The following is a 21422-nucleotide window of genomic DNA, read 5'->3' as shown; positions in this document are numbered from 1 at the left end:
AGCACCCATAAACTGGACGCATGGCCAAGACTTATGTCGGCGCTCGGCTGCGTCAACTGCGGACCGAACGCGGGCTGAGCCAGGTCGCGCTGGCCCAGCAGCTGGAGATCTCGGCGAGTTACCTGAACCAGATCGAGCACGACGTGCGCCCGCTCACCGTCCCGGTGCTGCTGAAGATCAGCGACGTGTTCGGCGTGGACGCCACCTTCTTCTCCGCCCAGGACGACACCCGGCTCATCGCGGAACTGCAAGAGGTCGTGATGGACGAGGAACTGGGCATCGAGGCCGACGCCCAGGAGATCGCCGACATCGTCTCGGCGCACCCGAGCATGGCCCGCGCCCTGGTCAACATGCACAACCGCTACCGCAACACCTCCGCCCAGCTGGCCGCCGCCACCGAAGACCGCTTCGCCGACGGCGCGGGCAGCGGCGCGATCAGCAAGCCGCACGAGGAAGTGCGCGACTACTTCTACCAGCGCCAGAACTACATCCACGAGCTGGACACCGCCGCGGAGGAGCTCACCGCGCGCATCCGTTTCCACGGCGGCGACGTCAACAGCGAGGTCGCCAGGATGCTGCGCGCGCACGACGTGCGGATCACCGAGCGCATCGACCTCGGCGAAGGCGTGCTGCACCGCTACGACCCGCAGACCCGCAATCTGGAGATCGCCCCGCACCTGTCCGGCGGGCAGCGAACGTTCAAACTGGCCGCCGAGCTGGCCTACTTCGAGTGCGGCGAATTGCTGGAAAAGCTCGTCGAGGAAGGCAATTTCGCCTCCGAGGACGCCCGCAAGCTCGCCATGCTGGGGCTGGCCAACTATTTCGCCGCGGCGACGGTGCTGCCGTACACGCATTTCCACGAAGTGGCCGAGGACTTCCGCTACGACATCGAACGACTGTCGGCGTTCTTCACACAGAGCTACGAGACGATCTGCCACCGGCTCTCCACGTTGCAGCGCCCGTCGCTGCGCGGCGTGCCGTTCTCGTTCGTGCGGGTGGACCGGGCGGGCAACATGTCCAAGCGCCAGTCCGCCACCGGTTTCCACTTCTCCTCCAGCGGCGGCACCTGCCCGCTGTGGAACGTGTACGAGACCTTCGCCTACCCGGGCAAGATCATGACCCAGATCGCGCAGATGCCCGACGGCCGCAAATACCTGTGGGTGGCGCGCACGGTCGAACGCCGAGCCACCCGTTTCGGCCAGCCGAGCAAGACCTTCGCCATCGGCCTCGGCTGCGAATTGCGGCACGCCGCCCGCGTGATCTACGCCGACGGCATCGACTTGGACGAAGTGCAGCCGACGCCGATCGGCGCGGGTTGCCGAGTCTGCGAACGCGCCAACTGCCCGCAACGCGCTTTCCCGCCCCTGGGCAAAGTGCTCGACATCAGCGAACATCGCAGTTCCGTGTCCCCTTACGTGCTGAAGTAGCCGCGCGGGTTCCGTAAGTTGTCGCCATGGCAGGACCGCGCTACCCCATGCCCGCCTCGATAGCGCTGATCGCGACGCCGGAGGGCTGGCGCCACAGCGTCCAGGACACGCGAGGTGGAATGCTCTGTGGGCGTCTGGCACATGTCCCCGCCGATGCCGCGCCAGACCAGGCGCGGGCAGCCGCTGTCGCGATGCTGCGAGAAGTGGCTCGGCAGTTCCGCGGCGTGGAGATCGACGTCGCCTGGGACGCCCAGGAACCGCTGACCGGCAGGGTGATCGCGCTACATGACCGATCCTGAAGACACGTCCGGCCGGTCTCGCCACATCGAGACCGGCCGGACGTCAGGGTCAGGCGGCTTGCGCCCTGCGTTGCATGCGGAGACCGACCAGCGTCATCCCCAGCGCTGCGACGAGCAGTAGCGCCAGCGTCCAGGCCAGGGCAGCGAAGCCGTGTGGCGCGGCGGTCGCCGCGACCAGCGGACCGATCGTCGCGCCCACGTAGAAGGAGAACATCGCGACCGACATGGCGGCGGCCCTGGATTCGCCGCCCAGTTCGCCCGCGCTCTGCAACACCGCGGGAGCGATCACGCCCAGTCCGCCGACCAGCACCGCGAGCAGCACGGCGAGCACGGCCGGATGCGTCCCCTCGAAGGTGGCGATCACCATCGCCGCGGCGGCGACCAACCCGCCGAGCACGATCTGGCCGTGCTTGGACAGCCGGGCCAGCGGCACCGCGAGCAGGGGAAGCGCCACCATGACCGGCAGCGCGCCCGCACGCAGCGCGAGCAGTTCACCCGAGCCGCGAACCACTCCGGTCAGCTCGAGGCCGGTGTACACGCCGACCATCACCGCCATGCTCATCGCGCCCGCGATCAGCATCGGCACCAGCGCCCGGATGCGCAACACCGCGGGAATCGCGGCGTAGCTGTGCCGCAGCGGCTTGTCCAGATCCGTGGGCGCGTCGGCCAACAGCGCGGTCCGCACTACCACGGCCAGCACGGCGAACCCGATCGCGGAGGCGACGAACACGGTGCGCCACGGGAACGCGCCGATCATCCACTGCGACACGATCTGCGCGATCACCGTCGCCGCGAGGAACGACGTGGCCACGGACATGGTGGCGACCGAACGGTGCGCGGGAGCGACGCGGGTGGCCACGTAGGCCATGATCGCGGGCGGGATCGAGCCCACCACCAGCCCCTGCGCCACCCGCAGGCCGACGGCCAGCGGAGCGCTGACCGCCAAACCGGTCAACAGTGTGACCACTGCGGCCACCAGCATGCCGGTGACGAGCACTCGGCGGTGACCATAGCGATCCGACAGCGGCCCGAACAGGACGAAGCCACCGGCGTAACCGAAGGCGAACGCGCTGATGATCCAGGTCATCACGCCGGGACCGACGTGCCAGTCGGCCTGCATTGCGGTGAAAAGCGGGATGGGGACGTACATCTGCCCGGTGGCCAGCAGGGCGGCCAGAACGAAGAAGGGCACGGTGCGCCCGGTGTGGGCACGCGGCGAGACGACTCGGGTGCGCGTCCGGACCGGAGCCGCGGACTGGAGAGTGAGCATTGCCATGGGTTGAAGGTAGGCCCGGACGAACCGAGTTGTCAACCAAATAGTTGGTTTAATGAAATGGTAAAGTGTCCGTCATGACCGCCACGATGAAACGCAGTGACGCGACCAGGCAGGCCCTGCTGCGCGCCGCCCGCGACGAATTCGCGCAGCACGGGCTGGCCGGCGCGCGGGTGGACCGGATCGCGGACGCGGCAGGCGTCAACAAGGAGCGCATCTACGGTCTGTTCGGCAGCAAGGACAAGCTGTTCGACGTCATCCTGATCGACACGCTGCGCGAGTTCATCGACGTGGTGAAGCCGCTGGCCGACACCGAACCCGGCGCGTACGTCGGCAAGCTGTACGACTACCACCGGGACAACCCGCAGCTACTGCGCCTGATGCTCTGGGAGGCGCTGCACCGCGGCGCAGACGCGCACGACATCGACGGCTGGCGCGCCGCGCACTACGTGCGCAAATTCGACCGCGCGCAAGAGCAGTTCGACGTGGACTCCGCCGACGCGGGCCGTCTGCTGCTGGCCCTGTGCGGCCTGGCCAACTGGTCGCTCGCCGTCCCGCAGACCACCAAGCTGCTGCTCGGCGAGGCCGCCGCGGAGGACAGGAACGCCACAAGGGCGTTCCTGATGGATTTCGCCAGGGCCGCCATGCGCCGCGACGCGGCTCCCGGCGAACGGGAAGCACGCCTCCCCGAGGTAGAACTGGTCAAGGACTTGACCGACGAGGACGAGTCGTCAGCAGTCGACCGCGCCGCCCAGCGCCTGCGCGACGCTCAAGCCGCCGCCGACGCCGCCCGCGAAGAACTCGCTACCGCCCTACGCGCCGCGCACGCGGCGGGCGCGAGCGCCAATCAGCTCGCCCGTCAGGTATCCGGCACACTGTCGCGGCCCGTGGTGCTCAAACTCCTGTCCCAGCCCGAGCCCCAGCCTTGACCTACCTCCTACCGAGCATTGATCGCCGTCACCCGCCACGAGCCAGGTGCGCACTTGGTCCCTGATTTCGTATACCAACGTGCCCGGCTCACCGAACCACGTCTTTCGAGCGAAGCGAGACCTAGCATGCGCCGTTCGCAGCGCCGCAGGCGCTGCAATCAGAACGCAGCCTCGTCCAAGTTCATGATGTCGTTGTCCAGCGTGGCGACGATGCCGCGCACCGCGCTCAGCGTCGGCAGCACGTTCTTCGCGAAGAAGCTCGCGACGGCGACCTTTCCCGCGTAGAAAGCACGGTCCTTCTCCGAGGGGCCTGCGGCCAGTGCGGCCGCCGCGATCTCCGCTTGGACCAGCAGCCGCCAGCCGATGAGCAGATCGCCGACCGCGAGCAGGAAACGCACCGAACCCAGGCCGACCTTGTACAACTCGGTGGGCTCCTGCTGCGCGGCCATCAGGAAGCCGGTGAGCGAGGCGGCCATCGCCTGGACGTCTTCCGCGGCCGTGCGCAGCAGCTCGCGCTCGGTGTCGAACCGGCCGGTCCTGGCGTCCAGGAACGCCGCGATCCGCGCGTTGACGTGGCCGAGCGCCACGCCTTGGTCGCGAATGATCTTGCGGAAGAAGAAGTCCTGCGCCTGGATGGCCGTGGTGCCCTCGTACAGCGAGTCGATCTTCGCGTCCCGGATGTACTGCTCGATCGGGTAGTCCTGCAGATAGCCGGAGCCACCCAAGGTTTGCAACGACTCGGTCAGGTACTGGTAGGCCCGCTCCGAGCCGACGCCCTTGACGATCGGCAGCAGCAGATCGTCCACCCGGTGCGCCAGCTCCGCGTCGGCGCCCGAAACGAGCTGCGCCACATCGGCGTTCTGATGGGCGGCGGTGTACAGGTACACCGCGCGCAAACCCTCCGCGTACGCCTTCTGCATGGCCAGCGAGCGACGGACGTCCGGGTGGGCGGTGATGGGCACGCGCGGCGCGGCCTTGTCGGTCATCTGCGTCAGGTCCGCGCCCTGCACCCGCTGCTTGGCGTAGTCCAGCGCGTTGAGGTAGCCGGTCGACAAGGTGCCGGAGGATTTGACGCCGACCATCATGCGCGCGTTCTCGATCACCTGGAACATCTGCGCGATGCCGTTGTGCACCTCGCCGACCAGCCAGCCCTTGGCAGGCCTGCCGTGCCCGCCGAAGGTCAGCTCGCAGGTGGGCGAGGACTTCAGGCCCATCTTGTGCTCCACCCCGGTGACGTACACGCCGTTGCGCTCGCCGAGTTCCAACGTCTCGGGGTCGAACAGGAACTTCGGCACGTAGAACAGCGACAGGCCCTTGGTGCCCGGTCCCGCGCCCTCGGGGCGGGCGAGCACCAGATGGAAGACGTTCTCGGCGGTGTCGCCGACTTCGGCGCCGGAGATGAAGCGCTTGACGCCCTCGATGTGCCAGGAGCCGTCCTCTTGGCGGATCGCCTTGGTGCGGCCCGCGCCGACGTCGGAACCGGCGTCGGGCTCGGTCAGCACCATGGTGCCCTGCCAGCCCTTCTCGAAGCCGGCCGTGGCCCAGCGCCGCTGCTGCTCGGTGCCGACGTTGTACAGCACGGACGCCATCACCGGGCCCATGTTGAAGAACGACGCCGACGGATTGGCGCAGGTGATCATCTCGGCGACCGCCCAGACCAGCGCCGCGGGGGCCGGAGTGCCGCCCATGCCCTCCGGCATGCCGAGCCTGCTCCAGTCCGCGGCCCGCACGGCGGCGACGGTCTTACGCAGCGGCTCCGGAACAGTGATCGAGAAGGTGGTCGCGTCGTAGGCGACCGGATCGCGGTCGGCCGCGGCGAAGGAGTCCGCCACCGGCCCCTCGGCCAGTCGCTGAACCTCGGAGAGGATTTCCCGGACGGTGTCGGAATCGAGGTCGCCGTAGGCTCCGGTATCGAGCAGCTTGTCCAGTTCGAGCACTTCGAACAGGTTGAATTCGATATCCCTCAGGTTCGCCTTGTAGTGGCCCACCTGGTCCTCCTCGACTCGAGTCCGCGGCCCGCCGCCGCGGCATGGGACGGTTCAGACGTCATACGAATCGAAGCGTGCCGTATCGCGGCGACGCTACGCAACCGTAGCCACATCCGCCCCGGCCAGCGGGTTTGCCCGGATCTCACAACTGTTCACCGTCCGTTTACGGAAAAGGTTCACACCGGCGAAACAGACGAAACGGACTTGTCACCGAGAGATATTCCGGCGCAACAACTCCTGTCTACCGTTCGCATCACGAATACAGCCGCTGTATACAGCCCCGTCTACAGCCGTGACCGGGGCGAAGGCGGCGGTGTTCGATGCGGCGCCCTGCCGACGCCGCCGCGACACCTGATGAGGAGAGGGCTCGCCCCATGCCAGATTTCCGTGCCACCCATCGCTCCGGGCGTTTGGTGCGAGCGATGACGGTACCCACCGCGATCGCGCTCGCCGGCCTGTTGCTGACCGCCTGCGGCGCCAAGGACGACGCCTCCACCACCGGCTCCGGCGCCGCGTCCTGCGTCGACACCTCCAAGGACACGATCAAGGTCGGTTCTCTGCACTCCCTGTCCGGCACGATGGCCATCTCCGAGGTCACCGTCGCCAACTCCACCAAGCTCGCCGTCGACCAGATCAACGCCGCGGGCGGCGTGCTGGGCAAGAAGATCGAGCTGGTGCTCGAGGACGGCGCGTCGGACCCGAAGACCTTCGCGGAGAAGGCCGAGAAGCTGATCAGCTCCGACTGCGTCGCCGCGGTATTCGGCGGCTGGACCTCGTCGAGCCGCAAGGCGATGAAGCCGAAGTTCGAGAGCCTGAACTCACTGCTCTACTACCCGGTTCAGTACGAGGGCCTGGAGGACAGCAAGAACATCTTCTACACCGGCGCGACCACCAACCAGCAGATCGTCCCCGCGCTGGACTACCTGAAGCAGAAGGGCATCACCTCCCTCTACCTGGTCGGCAGCGACTACGTCTTCCCGCAGACCGCCAATCGCGAGATCAAGGCGTACGCCGCCGCCAACGGCATCGAGATCAAGGGCGAGGACTACACCCCGCTCGGCTCCACCGATTTCTCCACCATCGTCAACAAGGTCCGCGCCGCGAAGGCGGGCGCGGTGTTCAACACCCTGAACGGTGACTCCAACGTCGCGTTCTTCCGCGAGTACAGCAACGCGGGCCTGAAAGCAGCGGAAATGCCGGTGGTCTCGGTGTCCATCGCCGAAGAGGAAGTGGCGGGCATCGGCGCGCAGCACATCGCCGGGCAGCTCACCGCGTGGAACTACTACCAGACCGTCGACAGCCCGGTGAACCGGAAGTTCGTCGCCGACTACAAGGCCGCCTTCGGCGCCGACAAGCCGACCTCCGACCCGATGGAAGCCGCCTACGCGTCGGTCTACCTGTGGAAGAACACCGTCGAGAAGGCGAAGTCGTTCAAGGTCGAGGACATTCAGGCCGCCGCCGACGGCGTCAGCTTCGACGCACCCGAGGGCCTGGTCACCATCGACGGCTCCAACCACCACATCACCAAGACCGCCCGCATCGGCGAAATCCGCCCCGACGGCCTGATCTACACCGTGTGGGATTCCGGCAAAGCCGTGACGCCGGACCCCTACCTGAAGTCCTACGACTGGGCCAAGGGCCTGAAGTAGTCCGCGGCTGTCCGCGGCCCAGCTCCCAGCGCCCGCCCCGGCGGTCACACGGAGCGTAATGAGGGGGGCCGCGGACAGCATCGGACAATGAACACAGGAGCTTTCCCCATGGATGTTGTGATCGGACAGCTCTTCACCGGGCTGAGTCTGGGATCCATTCTCTTGCTCGCCGCGCTCGGTCTGTCGCTGACCTTCGGTCAGATGGGCGTGATCAACATGGCGCACGGTGAGTTCATCATGGCCGGCTGTTACACCACTTATGTCGTGCAGAAGGTTATTTCGTCGGCAGGCGTCTCGCTCGTCGTGTCGCTACTGATCGGTTTCCTCGTCGGCGGCCTGCTCGGGGCCGCGCTGGAGATGGGCCTGATCCGCTGGATGTACGACCGGCCGCTGGACACCCTGCTGGTCACCTTCGGCGTCGGGCTGGTGCTGCAACAGCTGGCGCGCGACATCTTCGGCGCACCGGCCAAGAACGTGATCGCGCCGGAGTGGCTCAGCGGCGGCGTCACGATCCTCGGTGCGGTGGTGCCGAAGACGCGCATCTTCATCCTCGTGCTGGCCGTCGTCGCGGTGACCGCGCTGGCGGCGGTGCTCAAGGCGACGCCGCTGGGCCGCCGCATCCGCGCGGTGGTGCAGAATCGCGGCCTGGCCGAAACCTCTGGCGTCTCGAGCCGTTTCACCGACATCAGCACGTTCTTCATCGGCTCCGGGCTGGCGGGCGTGGCCGGCGTCGCGCTGACGCTGATCGGCTCGACCAGCCCCACCATCGGCCAGAGCTATCTGATCGACGCGTTCCTCGTGGTGGTCATCGGCGGGCTCGGCCAGATCAAGGGCACGGTGATCGCCGCGTTCGCGCTCGGGCTGCTCAATTCCTACATCGAGTACTCGACCACCGCGTCCATCGCGAAGGTCATCGTCTTCGTCGTCATCGTGATCTTCCTGCAGGTCCGCCCGCAGGGCCTGTTCACCGTCCGGACAAGGAGCCTGGCATGACCACGCTGGTACCACGGTGGCGCGTACGCTCCTCGTTCGGCGCGCCGGCCGGATTCGCCGTCGCCGCCGTCCTGTTGTTCGCGGTCGCGCCCGCCGTGCTCAGCGACTTCCGGCTCAACCTGCTGGCGAAGTTCCTGTGCTTCGCGATCGTCGCGGTCGGCATCGGATTGGCCTGGGGGCGAGGCGGAATGCTCACTCTGGGCCAAGGCGTCTTCTTCGGCGTCGGCGCCTACATCATGGCCATGCATCTGCAGATGGCCGACGCCGCCAGGCTCGGCAACGACGTGCCGGAATTCATGGAGATCGCGGGCATTCGCGAGTTGCCGTCGTTCTGGAAGCCGTTCGCGTCGGCTCCGGTGGCGCTGCTGGGCATCCTCGTGCTGCCCGCGCTGATCGCCGCCGCGCTGGGTTACGGCGTGTTCAAGCGCCGGGTGAAGGGCGCCTACTTCGCCATCCTCAGCCAGGCGCTCGCCGCCGCGCTGGCCATCCTGCTCACGGGTCAGCAGAGCATCGGCGGGTTCACCGGTCTGTCGGATTTCCGCGCGTTCTTCGGGTTCAAGCTGTCGGATCCGGTCAACCGGCGCATGCTGTTCTTCTTCGCCGCGGCCGCGCTGCTGCTGGTGGTCGCGCTGGTGCGGCAGTTGATGCACAGCCGCTACGGGGAATTGCTCGTGGCGGTGCGCGATCAAGAGGAGCGGGTGCGCTTCCTCGGTTACGACCCGGCGAACGTCAAGATCGTCGCCTACGTGGTCGCCGCGTTCTTCGCCGGCATCGCCGGGGCGCTGTTCACCCCGATCGTCGGCATCATCTCCCCCGCCGATATCGGCGTCGTCCCGTCCATCGCGTTCCTCATCGGTGTCGCGATCGGCGGCCGGACCACCCTGCTCGGGCCGGTGCTCGGCGCGATCGGCGTGGCGTGGGCGCAGACAGCGCTGTCGGAGGAGTTCCCGTCGGGGTGGACATATCTGCAAGGCGTGCTGTTCATCGTGGTGGTCGGTTTCGTCCCGGCAGGGCTCGCCGGACTGTGGCCGATGCTGAAGGGCTTGCTGGACACCAGGCGTCGCGCGACCCCACCCTCGCCGGTGGTCGAGACGCTGCCGGAACCCGCGACGGAGAAGGTGGAATCGCGATGACCGAGACGACCCACGAACCGAAGCTCGGCGGCAACGCCGGAATGTCCAGCGAGTACCTGGAGATCCGCGGCCTCTCGGTGAGCTTCGACGGTTTCAAGGCGGTCACCGATGTGGATCTGACGGTGTTGCAAGGCGATCTGCGCTTCCTCATCGGACCCAACGGCGCCGGCAAGACGACGCTCATCGACGCGATCACCGGCTTGGTCCCGGCGACCGGGTCGGCGCAGAAGACCGGCGTGGAACTGCTCGGCCAGAAGGTACACCGGATCGCAAGGCTCGGCGTCGGAAGAACGTTCCAGACCGCGAGCGTGTTCGAGCAGTTGACCGTGCTGCAGAACCTCGACATCGCCGCGGGCGCGGGCCGTTCGGCGCTCACCATGCTGCGCCGCCGCAAATCCGTGCTGCCCGCGATCGAGGACGCGCTGGAGACGACCGGCCTGGCCGACCTGCGCGACAAACCCGCCGGGGTACTCGCACACGGGCAGAAGCAATGGCTCGAAATCGGCATGCTGCTGGTGCAGAACGCGTCGGTGCTGCTGCTGGACGAACCGGTGGCCGGGATGAGCGCCGAGGAGCGGGAGGAGACCGGGAACCTGTTGCGCCGCATCGGCGGCGACCGGGTGGTCGTGGTGGTCGAGCACGACATGGATTTCATGCGTGCCTTCGCCACCTCCGTCACGGTCCTCGCCGGGGGCCGCGTGCTCAGCGAGGGAACCGTCGAACAGGTGCAGGCGGACCCGAAGGTCCAGGAGGTCTACCTCGGCACCGCCGCTGCCGTCGGGACCGAACTGGAGGACGCGTCGATCGCGCCGGGTCCGGAATCCGCCCAGAAGGAGGCCAGCGATGCTTGAACTCACCGATATCCACTCCGGCTACGGCCGCACCGAGGTGATCCACGGTGTCTCGGTGACCGTCCCCGACGACAGCGTGGTCGCCGTCATGGGCCACAACGGCGCGGGAAAGACCACGCTGCTGCGCACCGCCGTCGGGCTGATCGGCGCGAAGTCGGGCCGGATCGAGTTCGACGGGCAGACCATCACCAAACTGTCGCCGTCGCGCCGGGTCCGCCGCGGAATCGCGTACGTGCCGCAAGGCCAGCAGAGTTTCCCGCAACTGACCACCGCGGAGAATCTGCAAGTGGTCGCCGACGGCCGCAAACGCGGCAAAGCGCTGATCGATGAATCGCTCGACCTGTTCCCCGCGCTGCGCGAACTGCTCACCCGCAAGGCGGGCCTGCTGTCGGGCGGCCAGCGCCAGCAACTCGCCATCGCGCGGGCGCTGATCACCGAGCCCAAGCTGCTCATCCTGGATGAGCCGACCGAGGGCATCCAGCCGTCGGTGGTCGCCGAGATCGAACGCACCATCATCGATCTCACCCGGCGCGGCGGGCTGAGCGTGCTGCTGGTCGAACAGCACATCGGCTTCGCGTTGCAGGCGGCGCAGCGCTACTACGTGCTGCGATCGGGCCGGGTGACCTCGACGGGCGCGGGTGGCGCCGGCGCCGAGCGCGAGGTCCGCTCGGCGATGGCGATCTGAGCGCCGCCGTGCCCCGCGACAGGGGCCGGATTCCGTTGCGCGAGCAGGTGTACGACTCGCTGCGCCGGGATCTGGCCACCGGAGCCATCGTGCCCACCGAACGGCTCGGCGAAGAACGCCTCGCCGAGGCGTACGGAGTCTCGCGCACCCCGGTGCGCGAGGCGCTGGCCCGATTGCAGGCCGACGGCCTGGTCGAGCGGCTCGCCGACGGCCTCTACCCGTATCGGCCCCGGCTCGACGAACTCGATCACCTCTACGAGCTGCGGCTCGTGCTGGAGGCCAGGGGCATGCAACGGGTGACCGTCCCCGGCGAGCAGCCCGCGCACGATCTGGCACTCGTGCGGGCGGAACTCGACACCTGGCGCGCACTGCGCGACCACCCGCCCGAACCCGGGCCCGCGCTGGTGGCCGCCGACGAACGGTTCCACACCACCCTGCTCGCGGCCGCGGGCAACGCAGCGCTCGCCGACGCGCTCACCGCCGTGCACATCCGGGTGCGTCCGGTGCGCACGCTGGACATGCCGACCCCGGAACGCATCGCCACGATGACCGCCGAGCACATCGCCATCGCCGAACAGCTGGTCTCCGGCGCGGTGGACGCGGCGCTGGCGACGCTCACCGCCCATATCGACACCTCGCGCACGCACGTGCTGGCCCGCGCGCAGCACGCCATGCGCCTGACCAAACTCGGCCGCGCCGTGCGGGATTGACCGGTCAGCAGCTCTGCTGGAACGGGAAGCACTGGGTGGGCCGGTAGGCGGGCGGCGACGGCGTGGGACTCGTCGTGCCGGTCGCCGGGATCGGCTGCGCGGAGTCGTGCGCCAACGCGGTGGCGATCACCCCGAGCACGAACAGCACCCCCACCACGGCGATCACGATGACGGACCACCCCGCGTAGGCCTGGCTCTTCGTCGCGGGCCCCGGCGTGGGCGCGACTCGCGGCGCCGGTGTGCGGGGAATGGTCGTGACCGGCTCCGGCGCGTTCTCCTCGAAACCCGCCTCGAGCAGTTCCGCGCGGGACGGGGCGAGTTCCGCCAGACCGAGCGCGCCGCACGCGCCGATCACCCGGTCCGCGGTCCAGTCGCGCGGTCCCGCGGAGAACCCTTCCAGATAGATGCGCAGTTCGGTCGCGTCGGTGACGTTCCCGACCACCACGTCCAGCCCCGGACGCAGGTTCGTGCGCGCCGGGCGCACCACCGCGCCGCGGAACGGGACGAGCACGACCGCGCCGCTGATGTGCCCCGGATCTTGCAGTGCCCGCTGAAGCATGTGCTTGACCGCGTAGATGCCGTGTTCCACCCGTTCGGCGGGGCTTCCGTTCTCCGGGTCGTCCAGTTCCACCGGCGCGTCGCTGATCTTCCACGGTCCTTCGGCCGGGGTGCTGAGGATGCCGCTCTGCCTGCGCTGGAAACCGTGCACCTCCAGCACGGTCAGCCCGCGCGGGGTCCACACCACCGCGTCGACACGCCGGTTGTCCGCCTCGAGATCGATCACGGCCAGACCCGTCGTCGGATACGACCGCAGGCACGCGACGAATTCCCGCTCAGCACCGGACAGCTCCGCTCCCGGCCTGATCCTCACCAGCATCTTTTCCCCTGCCGACCTGTTGTCCACACCTGACGCCGCGGAAAACGCGCTGCGGCCGCGGCGACCCGCACCGGTACTGATGATGACGGGGTACCCCGCCGAAAACCACTGGAAAGCAAAAGAATGGTGGCGCGCCGGACGGGATACTGCCAAGTAGGCTCTCATCTCGGTCGGCACCGACGCCGGCCGCACGACCACGCGGAGGTGGCAACCGGCATGGTTTCAGCGCTGCAACCACGCATCTCGCCCGGACGGCTCCGGGAACTCGGTGCGCTCAATTGGGTTGTCTGGCAGGTACTCTCCCGCGCCGCGGGGACGCACGACGCCCATTTGTTCAGCACGCTCGGGCGTACCAAGGGTCTGTTCCGCGGCTGGCTGCACTACTCGGGCAAGCTCATGCCCGGCGGGCGGCTGCCCCGGCACGAGTCCGAGCTGGTCATCATCCGGGTCGCGCATCTGCGCGGCTGCGAATACGAAATGGACCATCACATCCGGCTCGGCCGCCGCGCGGGGGTGACGAGCGAAATCCTGGAGCGGCTGCGCACCGGCCCTGATGCGCCGGGGTGGTCGGACAAACACCGGGCGCTGCTGGCGGCCGTGGACCAGTTGGTCGAGACCCGCGATCTCGACGACGACACCTGGGCCGAACTGGCGAAGCACTACGACGAGCGCAGCCTGATCGAGATCGTGCTGCTGATCAACCAGTACGACGGGCTGGCCACCACCATCACCGCCCTGCGGATCCAGCGCGACCGCCTCTAGGCGGACGGGCCCTCGATGCGGCGCGCGAGTCCGTCGAGCACCAGCGTCAGCCCGAACTCGTAGGCGTGGTCGGCGCTGTAGGCGGCGTCGTGCGCCTGGCCAGCGGCCGTGCCGACGCGCGCGGCGAGCGGGTATCGCCGCGCGTCGAAGACCTGCGCCAGAACCGGCGCGGCGCGCTCCCACCATTGCTCGTCGGACATGGCGCTGTCGGCCGCCGCCCGCGCGCTGTCGATGGCGATGCGGGCGACGGAGGTGACGAAGCCGAGCACGAAGGTCAGGGCGGCGTCCATCGCGACGTCGTCGAGACCGAGGTCAGCGAAGGCTTCGAGTTCGTGGTCGTATTTGGCGGCGAGGCCGGGCCCCAGCGGCGGACGGGTGGTCGGCAGATACGCCACCCACGGATGACGAGCCAGCATGGCGCGATTCTCGGCGGCGATCAGGGCCACCCGCTCGCGCCATGGCAGACCCGTGAGGTCGGCCCGCTCCATCCGCGCGTAGACCGCGTCCAGCATCAGGTCGATCAGCTCGGACTTGCCCGGCACATACGTGTAGGTGGCCATCGGGGTCAGGCCGAGCCGGTTGGCGACCGCGCGCATCGTGACCGCTGCCAGCCCCTCCGCGTCGGCGATCTCGATCGCGGCGGCGACGACCGCCTCGACGCTGCTGCGCTGTTTCGGCCCACGGCCCGTGCCCGGCTCGGACCGCACCCGCCAGAGCAATTCCAGCGTGCGCACCGGGTCGCCCGCACCGCTGCGCTCCTTGGGCTGTCCCATCGCCACCTCCTCGAACCACCGATCGTATCGATGTGACCCAGCTCATGATGCGGCCCGCCCTTAAATGCTCTACACAGTACAATGTACTTAGTACAGAGTTTTGCTGTCGAGGAGGGCCCATGAACATCACCGCTTCCGCCATCTCGCTCAACGTCCCCGACCCGGCCGTCTCGGCGCGGTTCCTCATCGAGCACCTCGGCTTCGAGGAGAAGATGTCGGCCGACGGGTTCGTCTCGCTCGACCGCGGCGACGCCGGACTGAACGTCATCTACCTGCGCACGGGGCTGGCGAGCTTCAAACCGAAGAGCGCTGCGGGCAGCGCGGGCGAGGGCCTGCTCGTCGTCTTCGTCGTCGACGACATCGACGCGGAGTACAGCCGGCTGCGAGCCGAGGGCGTGCCGATCGTGACGCCCATCGAAACCGAGGAGTGGGGCGAGCGATACTTCCAGATGAGCGACCCGAACGGGATCATCATCCAACTGGTGCAATGGGTGTGAGTCGCGGGTGATCGCAGCGGCTCGGCGCTGCGGATTCACGGGCCGGGTGTAGCGGCGATGAGCCACCACACCCGGCCTTCGCGATGCCGCGTCGGAGTCGACGCCATCACCGCGGGGGGTGACGGCGAACGCCCGATCAGGCGAGTGCCGCGCGGAAGACGTCGACCGCCGGGGTCGCCGGGCGGCCGAGCAGGCGCGCCAGGTCGCCGGAGCGCACGTCGAGGACGCCCTGCGCGATACCGGCGTCGGCGTCGGCGAGCGCCTCGGCCATCTGGGCGGGCAGTCCCGCCGCGACCAATCCGGCCGCGTAATCGGCCTGCGAAAGGTTCTCGTAGCGCACCGGCTTGCCCGATGCCTCCGAGATCGCCTCGGCCAGTTCGGCATAGGTGAGCCGCTCGTCGCCGCCCAGTTCGTACACCCGGCCCGCGTGGCCGTCGGTGGTGAGCACTCTGGCGGCGGCTTCGGCGTAGTCGGCCCGCGCCGCGCCCGCCACGCGGCCTTCACCCGCCGCGCCGTGCAGCACACCCGACTCCACCGCGTGCGCCAGACCGCCCACGTAGTTCTCCCAGTACCACCCGTTGCGCAGGAGAGTGTGCGGCACAGTCGATTCGGCGAGCACCGCTTCGGTCCCCGCGTGCTCCTGCGCGAGGATGAGCGGATTGCCGGTCGCGGCGGGAATGCTGGTGTAGGCCAGCAATTCCACCCCGGCTCGCTCCGCCGCGCGGATGACGTTGGCGTGCTGCTCGACTCGCGCGCCGAACTCGTTGCCGGACACCAGCAGCACTCGATCGACACCGGCGAGCGCCCGGTTCAGCGCGTCCGCGTCACCGTAGTCGGCCTGCCGGACGTCGACGCCGCGCTCGGCAAGGTCGGCCACCTTCGCCGGGTCGCGCACGATCGCCACGACCGGTGTCGATCCCACCTTCAACAGCGACTCCACAACGAGTCGGCCCAGCTGCCCGCTGGCTCCGGTCACCGCGACGGTCATGACTACCTCCAAAGTTCGGCATGTTCGCAAGTACTAACTATTCGTAAGCACTATGCATTCTGGACCCACTTTGGTCAAGGTGGGTACTATCGAGGCATGTCCAGCCAGCGCATTGCCTCGGCGGACGCCGACGATCCCACGCTGGAAGCCGACGTCTTCGCCCGGAACTGCACCTCGCGACCGGTCCTGCAGAATGTCGCCAGCCGCTGGGGCACCCTGGCGCTGGTCGCGCTGCGTGAGGGGCCGTACCGGTTCAGCGCCTTGCGGCGGCGGGTAGACGGCGTGAGCGAACGCATGTTGTCGCAGACCTTGCAAGCACTGGAACGCGACGGAATGGTGCACCGGGAGGTGCAGGAGACCATTCCGCCCCGGGTCGAATACACCCTCACCGACCTGGGCGTAGAGGTCGCCGACCGTCTGGAGGCGCTCATCCGGGTGCTGGAGACCAACATGCCGAGGGTGCGCGAGGCGCAGGCGGCCTACCACCGCGACTGACCGGCCCGCGGGAAGAGAGCGACGCGGCCCCGGGTTACACGGGCATGGAACTCGCCGCCGCAGTCGATTTCGCCCGCGACCACCGCAGGTCCGTGCTCACCACGATCCGCCGCAACGGACGCCCGCAACTGTCCAACGTCCTGCACGTCGTCGGCGCCGACGGCCGCATCCGCATCTCCATCACCGCCGACCGGGCGAAATATCACAATCTCGTCCGGGACCCGTGGGCGGCGCTGCACGTCACCCGCGAAGACTTCTTCGCCTATGCCGTGCTCGAAGGCACGGTGGAACTCACCCCCGTCGCCGCCGCGCCCGACGACCCCACCGTCGACGCGCTCGTCGACTACTACCGCACCGCCACCGGCGAACATCCCGACTGGGACGAGTACCGCAACGCGATGGTCACCGACCGCCGCGCTTTGGTGCTGTTCACGCCGACCCATGCCTACGGCATGCTCCCAGCCGCCGGTTGACCGAGCGGATTCCGCCACGAACACCGCTCCTGAGTCCGTCGGCGCCTGCGATCACCCTGGAATCGGCCCATCTGCCGCGCACAAAACAGAAGTCGAAGCCACATCGGCAGCCTGTCGCGCCGGCGGCCGGTCCGGGAGCGGCTGACCAACCACGCGCCTACCGAGCAGGCCGCGTTCGAGCCCCGGACAAGATACTGCGCGGCCGTGTCTTCGCCGCACCATCGACCGGCACCACAGCGCCCATGCAGCCGATGCTCGCGCTGCTGGTCGACATCCGGCACAATCCCCCAGCCCGCGTCGTGTACGGCGATTCGGACGCCATATCGCGTCCACCGCGTGCAGGCGATGCTCGCAGCCGACCCCGACTTCGCCGCACCGGCCGTCGCCCGGCGCCGCGGTCGACTTTCGCTGCGTGGAATCGCGCCGTTGCTCAGCCCACCGCGCACCGCGCACGACCGTCCGCGGGCCGGTCGGTCAGCGCGACATCAAATCCGACACCGTGACGAATTGGTATCCCGCCGCACGCAATTCGGCGACGATGCGCGGGATGGCGGCGATCGAAGGCTCGGCGTTGCCGTGCATGACGTGCAGCAGAACGATCGACCCGGGGCGCACCTTGCCGAGCGTCTCGGCGACGATGTCGTCCGCGGTGACGTCCGCCCGGCCGGAGTCGGGCTCGACGTCCCAGGTCACCGTGACGCGGTCGTGCTCGGCGAGGTAGTGCGGCAGCACCCACAACTTCTTGCCGTAGGGCGGACGGAAGGTGATCGGGCCCGCGTAACCCGTCTTCATGATCTCGGCGTCCGTGCGCTCCACTTCGTCGCGCACCGTGCCGGGCGTGACGAAGACCATCCGGCGATGTGAATAGGTGTGGTTGCCGATCTCGTGGCCCGCCGCGGCGATGGCTCGCCCGTACTCCGGGTGTTCGGCGAGATCACGTCCGTTCAGGTAGAAGGTGGCCGGAACCTGCGCGTCGGCGAGCACTTTCAGCACCTCGGGCGCGCGATCGGACGGGCCGTCGTCCAAGGTCAGCGCGACCACCCGCGCGTCGGTGTCCACCCGGCTGACCACGTGACCGGCCAACTGGAAGGTGCGCGCCTTCATCAGGTAGAAGGTGCCCGTCCCCAGCAGCACCACCACGACGAGCACGGGCACACTTCCGATCAGCCACCTGCGAAACATGCACGCTGTATAGCAGAACGCTCGCGCCGATGCCGATCGCCGACGACCCTACCGGCGCGGAAACCCTTGCCCTACAGCCGAAAGGGCGTGCGATCACCGACCGCACGCCCCTTCTCCGCGAAGGATCAGAAGTTGATCATGTGGCCGGCCAGGCCGTGGAAGGCTTCCTGGAGGGCCTCGCTGAGCGTCGGGTGCGTGTGCACGTTGCGGGTCAGCTCGTTGACCGTCAGGTCCCACTTCTGCGCGAGGGTCAGCTCGGGCAGCAGTTCGGAGACGTCGGGGCCGATGAGGTGCCCGCCGATCAGCTCGCCGTACTTGGCGTCGGCGATCAGCTTGACGAAACCGGTCGGGTCGCCGAGGCCGTGCGCCTTGCCGTTGGCGGTGAACGGGAAGGTCGCGACCTTCACGTCGTAGCCCTCGTCCCGGGCCTGCTGCTCGGTCAGGCCGAAGCTGGCGACCTGCGGCTGGCAGAAGGTGGCGCGCGGCATCATGCGGTAGTCGCCGAGGGGAACGGTCTCCGCTCCCGCGATGGTCTCGGCCGCGACCACGCCCTGCGCCTCCGCGACGTGCGCGAGCTGCAGCTTGCCGGTGACGTCGCCGATCGCGTAGATGTGCGGCACGTTGGTGCGCATGTAGTCGTCGATCCCGATCGCGCCGCGATCGGTGACCTGCACGCCGGTGGTCTCCAAGCCGTAGCCGTCGACGCGCGGGGCGAAGCCGACGGCCTGCAGCACCTTGTCCACGGTGACGGTCTCGATCGAGCCGGACTTGTTGTCCTTGATCGAGACGGTGACCTTGGCGCCGTCGTCTTCGATGGACTGCACGGCCGCACCGGTGGTGATGGTGATGCCGAGCTTCTTGTACTGCTTGGTGATCTCCTTGGAGACGTCCGCGTCCTCGTTCGGCAGCGCGCGGTCGAGGAACTCCACGATCCGCACATCGACGCCGTAGTTCTTCAGGACGTAGCCGAACTCCATGCCGATCGCGCCCGCGCCGACGATGAGGATCGAGCCGGGCAGCTCGCGGGTGAGGATCTGCTCCTCGTAGGTGACCACGTTGGCGCTGAGCTGGGTGCCGGGCAGTAGCTTGGTGACGGTACCCGCCGCGATGATCGCGTTGTCGAAGGTGATCGACTCGGCGCCGCCCTTGGTGAGCTCGACCGAGAGCGAGTTCGGGCCGGTGAAGGTGCCCTTTCCGTCGAACTCGTCGATCTTGTTCTTCTTCATCAGGAAGTGGACGCCCTTGACCCGGCCGTCGGCGACCTTGCGGCTGCGGTCGAAGGCGACTCCGAAGTCGAAGTTCACCTCACCGGAGATGCCGAAGGTCTTCGCCTCCTTGGTGAAGATGTGGGCGAGCTCGGCGTTGCGCAGCAGCGCCTTGGACGGGATGCAGCCGACGTTGAGGCACACACCACCCCAGTATTTCTGCTCGACGATCGCTGTTCGCAGGCCGAGTTGAGCGGCGCGGATCGCGGCGACGTATCCGCCGGGACCAGCACCGAGAACGACGACATCGTAGTGGGAAGTCACGCCCCGAGCCTAACTCCGCACCGGGAACTTCACCCACCCATCCCCCACCCAGGTGAGGCGTGGCCCACACCCACCCGCGAACTCCTCGCGAGCCGGACCTCCGCCGCTGTGCGCGAGCGGCGCACGGCTGCGGCGAAACGCGAGTAGACGCCGCGGTGATGTGCCACTCGCGGAAGGTCAGGCGGTGCGCCAGACCTGGGCGGCGACGCGGCGGAAGTTGCCGCCGAAGATCGCGGCTCGGTCGGAGGGGGTGAAGCCGCGGTCGGTGAGGGCCTCTTCGAGGGTGGGGACGTCGGAGGGGCCGATGAGGTCTTCGGGCGGGGTCCATTGGAGTGGACCCCACTGCGTGTAGGCCTCGGAGAAGGCGTCGGGGTTTTGCTGGAGTTCGGCGTTGAAGTCGTCGGCGTCGAAGGAGTAGTCCGAGCCGATGCCGATGTGCTCGATGCCGACCAATTCGGCGCCGTACTCGATGTGGCGGGCCATCGCCGCGACGCGCTCGGCGCGCTCGTGCGGCGCGTTGCGGCCGAGGAAGATGCCGACGCCGTTGACGCCGATGACGCCGCCGGTGGCGGCGCAGGCCCGCGCTTGGTCGTCGGTGATGTTGCGCGGGTGGTCCCAGAGCGCGGCGAAATTCGCGTGGCTGTAGATCATCGGGACGACGCTCAACTCGGCCAGCTCCAGGCCGGTGCGCCGGGAACAGTGCGAACCGTCGGCGAACATGCCGGCTTCGTTGAGCGCGTGGACCAGATCGCGTCCGTAACCGGTGAGCCCGGTGTCCTCGGTGTCCAGGCAGCCGCAGCCCGCGGCGTTGGCGTGGTTGTAGGTGGGCAGCAGCGACCGCACGCCGAGGCCGTAGAACCGCGCGACGTTGTCCAGATCGCCACCGAGCGGCCCGGCGTCCTCCAGATCGAAGGCCAGCGCGATCGTGTCGGCGGCGCCGACGTCCGCCACGGTCTCGACCAGACGGAACCGGCCGTCGGCCAGGGCATCTCGGCGGAATCGCTCCAGCAGTGCGATCGAGTCGGCGGTCGACTGCCGGGAGTAGCCGACGTTCACCGACAGATACGATCCGGCCGGGTAGCGCGCGAGATCGCCGATGCGCGCGGCGGGCGACAGCGGCAGGCAGCAGTGCTGCTCCCAGAGAAAGGGTGGCAACCTCGAACCTCCTGGTCGGATAGGCCTCGCCAGCAGCGATCCTACTGTTCACGGCGAATGCGCGGCGCGACCCAGCGAACGGCGAGCCGCCTCGTGTCCGAGTTGTCGCGAGAGCCAACGTTTTTCGTCCTCACCGCCGGTAACGAGGCACCGACCTGGACCGATGCAGGTAATACATCAATCCCTCCTGTGCCAGAAGGCGGTGCGGCCATGCGTCGCTTGCTTCTCCTGTTCGTTTCCGCTGTGACCCTTGCCGGTCTGTTCATCGCCCCCGCGCCCGCGTCCGCCGCCCCTGGATGCGCCTCCGGCTGGGGTTCGATACCCAAGGTGAGTCGCGCCAGGACGCTCGCGCCGCTGACCGGGGTCCGCGCCGGGCGGCACGACTGCTTCGACCGCCTGGTGCTCGACATCGTCGGGCCGGTGACCGGCTATCACGTCGGCTATGTCGAGCGCGTGGTCATGGACGGCTCCGGCGCACCCGTCCCGCTGCGCGGCGAGGCGTTCCTGAGCATCGCCGTCTACGCCCCCGCCTACGACGACGGGTTCAACCCCACCTACACCCCCGCGAACCGGGCCGAACTCGCCGACGTGCGGGACTACCGCACCTTCCGCCAGGTGGCCTGGGCCGGTTCCTTCGAAGGCCAGACCACCCTCGGTTTGGGCACGCGCGCGCGATTGCCGTTCCAGGTCTCCACCCTCGGCGGACCCGGCGGCGGATCGCGCGTCGTGATCGACGTAGCACACTCCTGGTGAC

22 protein-coding genes are annotated in these 21422 nt (G+C 68.4%); 14 read left to right on the top strand and 8 right to left on the bottom strand.

What is annotated here, in order from left to right:
- Positions 1 to 20 precede the first annotated feature (20 nt).
- A complete protein-coding gene (gene ramB, locus ACWDMM_RS16000; RefSeq protein WP_195080707.1) occupies positions 21 to 1427 on the top strand; it encodes an acetate metabolism transcriptional regulator RamB in 1407 nt (468 codons plus the stop codon).
- Positions 1428 to 1453: 26 nt separating this feature from the next.
- Entirely contained in the window at positions 1454 to 1726 is a 273-nt protein-coding gene (locus ACWDMM_RS15995) for a hypothetical protein (protein ID WP_195080708.1), read from the top strand.
- A gap of 49 nt (positions 1727 to 1775) precedes the next feature.
- Here ACWDMM_RS15995 and ACWDMM_RS15990 read toward each other — a convergent pair whose 3' ends face one another.
- The gene (locus ACWDMM_RS15990; protein WP_449938040.1) at positions 1776 to 3002 is read right to left on the bottom strand and encodes an MFS transporter; all 1227 of its coding nucleotides are present in this window, start codon (positions 3000 to 3002) and stop codon (positions 1776 to 1778) included.
- Positions 3003 to 3076: 74 nt separating this feature from the next.
- Between ACWDMM_RS15990 and ACWDMM_RS15985 the strand changes: the two genes are divergently transcribed.
- Positions 3077 to 3928 (top strand): TetR/AcrR family transcriptional regulator, encoded by an 852-nt coding sequence (locus tag ACWDMM_RS15985; protein ID WP_323124539.1) that lies wholly within the window; start codon positions 3077 to 3079, stop codon positions 3926 to 3928.
- Between the two features lie 158 nt (positions 3929 to 4086).
- Here the strand turns inward: ACWDMM_RS15985 and ACWDMM_RS15980 are convergent, their stop codons facing one another.
- A complete protein-coding gene (locus tag ACWDMM_RS15980) occupies positions 4087 to 5916 on the bottom strand; it encodes an acyl-CoA dehydrogenase (protein WP_357109295.1) in 1830 nt (609 codons plus the stop codon).
- Between the two features lie 422 nt (positions 5917 to 6338).
- On the opposite strand from ACWDMM_RS15980, the gene urtA reads away from it, so the two are divergent.
- From urtA to ACWDMM_RS15950, 6 genes are all read left to right on the top strand, one after another.
- A complete protein-coding gene (gene urtA, locus ACWDMM_RS15975) occupies positions 6339 to 7565 on the top strand; it encodes an urea ABC transporter substrate-binding protein (protein ID WP_323124538.1) in 1227 nt (408 codons plus the stop codon).
- Between the two features lie 108 nt (positions 7566 to 7673).
- Complete coding sequence (gene urtB, locus ACWDMM_RS15970; RefSeq protein WP_195080712.1) at positions 7674 to 8558, top strand: urea ABC transporter permease subunit UrtB; 885 nt, start codon at positions 7674 to 7676, stop codon at positions 8556 to 8558.
- The gene (urtC, locus tag ACWDMM_RS15965; RefSeq protein WP_449938036.1) at positions 8555 to 9691 is read left to right on the top strand and encodes an urea ABC transporter permease subunit UrtC; all 1137 of its coding nucleotides are present in this window, start codon (positions 8555 to 8557) and stop codon (positions 9689 to 9691) included. The genes urtB and urtC overlap by 4 nt, the downstream gene beginning before the upstream one ends.
- The gene (urtD, locus tag ACWDMM_RS15960) at positions 9688 to 10542 is read left to right on the top strand and encodes an urea ABC transporter ATP-binding protein UrtD (RefSeq protein ID WP_195045863.1); all 855 of its coding nucleotides are present in this window, start codon (positions 9688 to 9690) and stop codon (positions 10540 to 10542) included. Before urtC ends, urtD begins: the two co-directional genes overlap by 4 nt.
- The gene (gene urtE / locus ACWDMM_RS15955) at positions 10535 to 11227 is read left to right on the top strand and encodes an urea ABC transporter ATP-binding subunit UrtE (protein ID WP_195080714.1); all 693 of its coding nucleotides are present in this window, start codon (positions 10535 to 10537) and stop codon (positions 11225 to 11227) included. Before urtD ends, urtE begins: the two co-directional genes overlap by 8 nt.
- A gap of 8 nt (positions 11228 to 11235) precedes the next feature.
- Complete coding sequence (locus tag ACWDMM_RS15950) at positions 11236 to 11937, top strand: GntR family transcriptional regulator (protein ID WP_195080715.1); 702 nt, start codon at positions 11236 to 11238, stop codon at positions 11935 to 11937.
- 4 nt (positions 11938 to 11941) lie between these two features.
- Here ACWDMM_RS15950 and ACWDMM_RS15945 read toward each other — a convergent pair whose 3' ends face one another.
- Entirely contained in the window at positions 11942 to 12814 is an 873-nt protein-coding gene (locus ACWDMM_RS15945; RefSeq protein ID WP_195080716.1) for an NERD domain-containing protein, read from the bottom strand.
- 216 nt (positions 12815 to 13030) lie between these two features.
- Here ACWDMM_RS15945 and ACWDMM_RS15940 point away from each other — a divergent pair, with 216 nt between their 5' ends.
- Complete coding sequence (locus tag ACWDMM_RS15940; protein WP_397069609.1) at positions 13031 to 13576, top strand: carboxymuconolactone decarboxylase family protein; 546 nt, start codon at positions 13031 to 13033, stop codon at positions 13574 to 13576.
- On the opposite strand, the gene ACWDMM_RS15935 is transcribed toward ACWDMM_RS15940, so the two are convergent.
- Complete coding sequence (locus ACWDMM_RS15935; protein WP_195080717.1) at positions 13573 to 14349, bottom strand: TetR/AcrR family transcriptional regulator C-terminal domain-containing protein; 777 nt, start codon at positions 14347 to 14349, stop codon at positions 13573 to 13575. The two genes, ACWDMM_RS15940 and ACWDMM_RS15935, sit on opposite strands and share 4 nt — an antisense overlap.
- A 119-nt stretch (positions 14350 to 14468) precedes the next feature.
- Between ACWDMM_RS15935 and ACWDMM_RS15930 the strand changes: the two genes are divergently transcribed.
- Positions 14469 to 14846, top strand: coding sequence for a VOC family protein (locus tag ACWDMM_RS15930; RefSeq protein ID WP_357109279.1), 378 nt, complete (start codon positions 14469 to 14471; stop codon positions 14844 to 14846).
- Positions 14847 to 14982: 136 nt separating this feature from the next.
- Here ACWDMM_RS15930 and ACWDMM_RS15925 read toward each other — a convergent pair whose 3' ends face one another.
- Entirely contained in the window at positions 14983 to 15834 is an 852-nt protein-coding gene (locus tag ACWDMM_RS15925) for an SDR family oxidoreductase (protein ID WP_195080719.1), read from the bottom strand.
- Positions 15835 to 15930: 96 nt separating this feature from the next.
- Between ACWDMM_RS15925 and ACWDMM_RS15920 the strand changes: the two genes are divergently transcribed.
- Together ACWDMM_RS15920 and ACWDMM_RS15915 are read left to right on the top strand one after the other, a co-directional pair.
- Complete coding sequence (locus tag ACWDMM_RS15920; protein ID WP_195080720.1) at positions 15931 to 16329, top strand: winged helix-turn-helix transcriptional regulator; 399 nt, start codon at positions 15931 to 15933, stop codon at positions 16327 to 16329.
- Positions 16330 to 16373: 44 nt separating this feature from the next.
- Positions 16374 to 16802, top strand: coding sequence for a PPOX class F420-dependent oxidoreductase (locus ACWDMM_RS15915; RefSeq protein WP_195080721.1), 429 nt, complete (start codon positions 16374 to 16376; stop codon positions 16800 to 16802).
- A gap of 474 nt (positions 16803 to 17276) precedes the next feature.
- Here ACWDMM_RS15915 and ACWDMM_RS15910 read toward each other — a convergent pair whose 3' ends face one another.
- The 3 genes from ACWDMM_RS15910 to ACWDMM_RS15900 all read right to left on the bottom strand — a co-directional run bounded on the left by ACWDMM_RS15910 (position 17277) and on the right by ACWDMM_RS15900 (position 20668).
- A complete protein-coding gene (locus ACWDMM_RS15910) occupies positions 17277 to 17984 on the bottom strand; it encodes a polysaccharide deacetylase family protein (protein WP_195080722.1) in 708 nt (235 codons plus the stop codon).
- A 125-nt stretch (positions 17985 to 18109) separates the two neighbouring features.
- On the bottom strand, positions 18110 to 19513 hold the full coding sequence (gene lpdA / locus ACWDMM_RS15905) for a dihydrolipoyl dehydrogenase (protein WP_195080723.1): 1404 nt from the start codon (positions 19511 to 19513) through the stop codon (positions 18110 to 18112).
- Positions 19514 to 19690: 177 nt separating this feature from the next.
- Positions 19691 to 20668 carry a dipeptidase gene (locus tag ACWDMM_RS15900; protein WP_195080724.1) on the bottom strand — a complete coding sequence of 326 codons (978 nt, stop codon included), beginning with the start codon at positions 20666 to 20668 and terminating at the stop codon, positions 19691 to 19693.
- Between the two features lie 243 nt (positions 20669 to 20911).
- Between ACWDMM_RS15900 and ACWDMM_RS15895 the strand changes: the two genes are divergently transcribed.
- Complete coding sequence (locus tag ACWDMM_RS15895; RefSeq protein WP_323124537.1) at positions 20912 to 21421, top strand: AMIN-like domain-containing (lipo)protein; 510 nt, start codon at positions 20912 to 20914, stop codon at positions 21419 to 21421.
- Position 21422: the final 1 nt, after the last annotated feature.

The sequence above is a fragment of the Nocardia sp. NPDC003726 genome (assembly GCF_053586955.1).
This window is presented reverse-complemented; position numbering and strand designations above follow the sequence as displayed.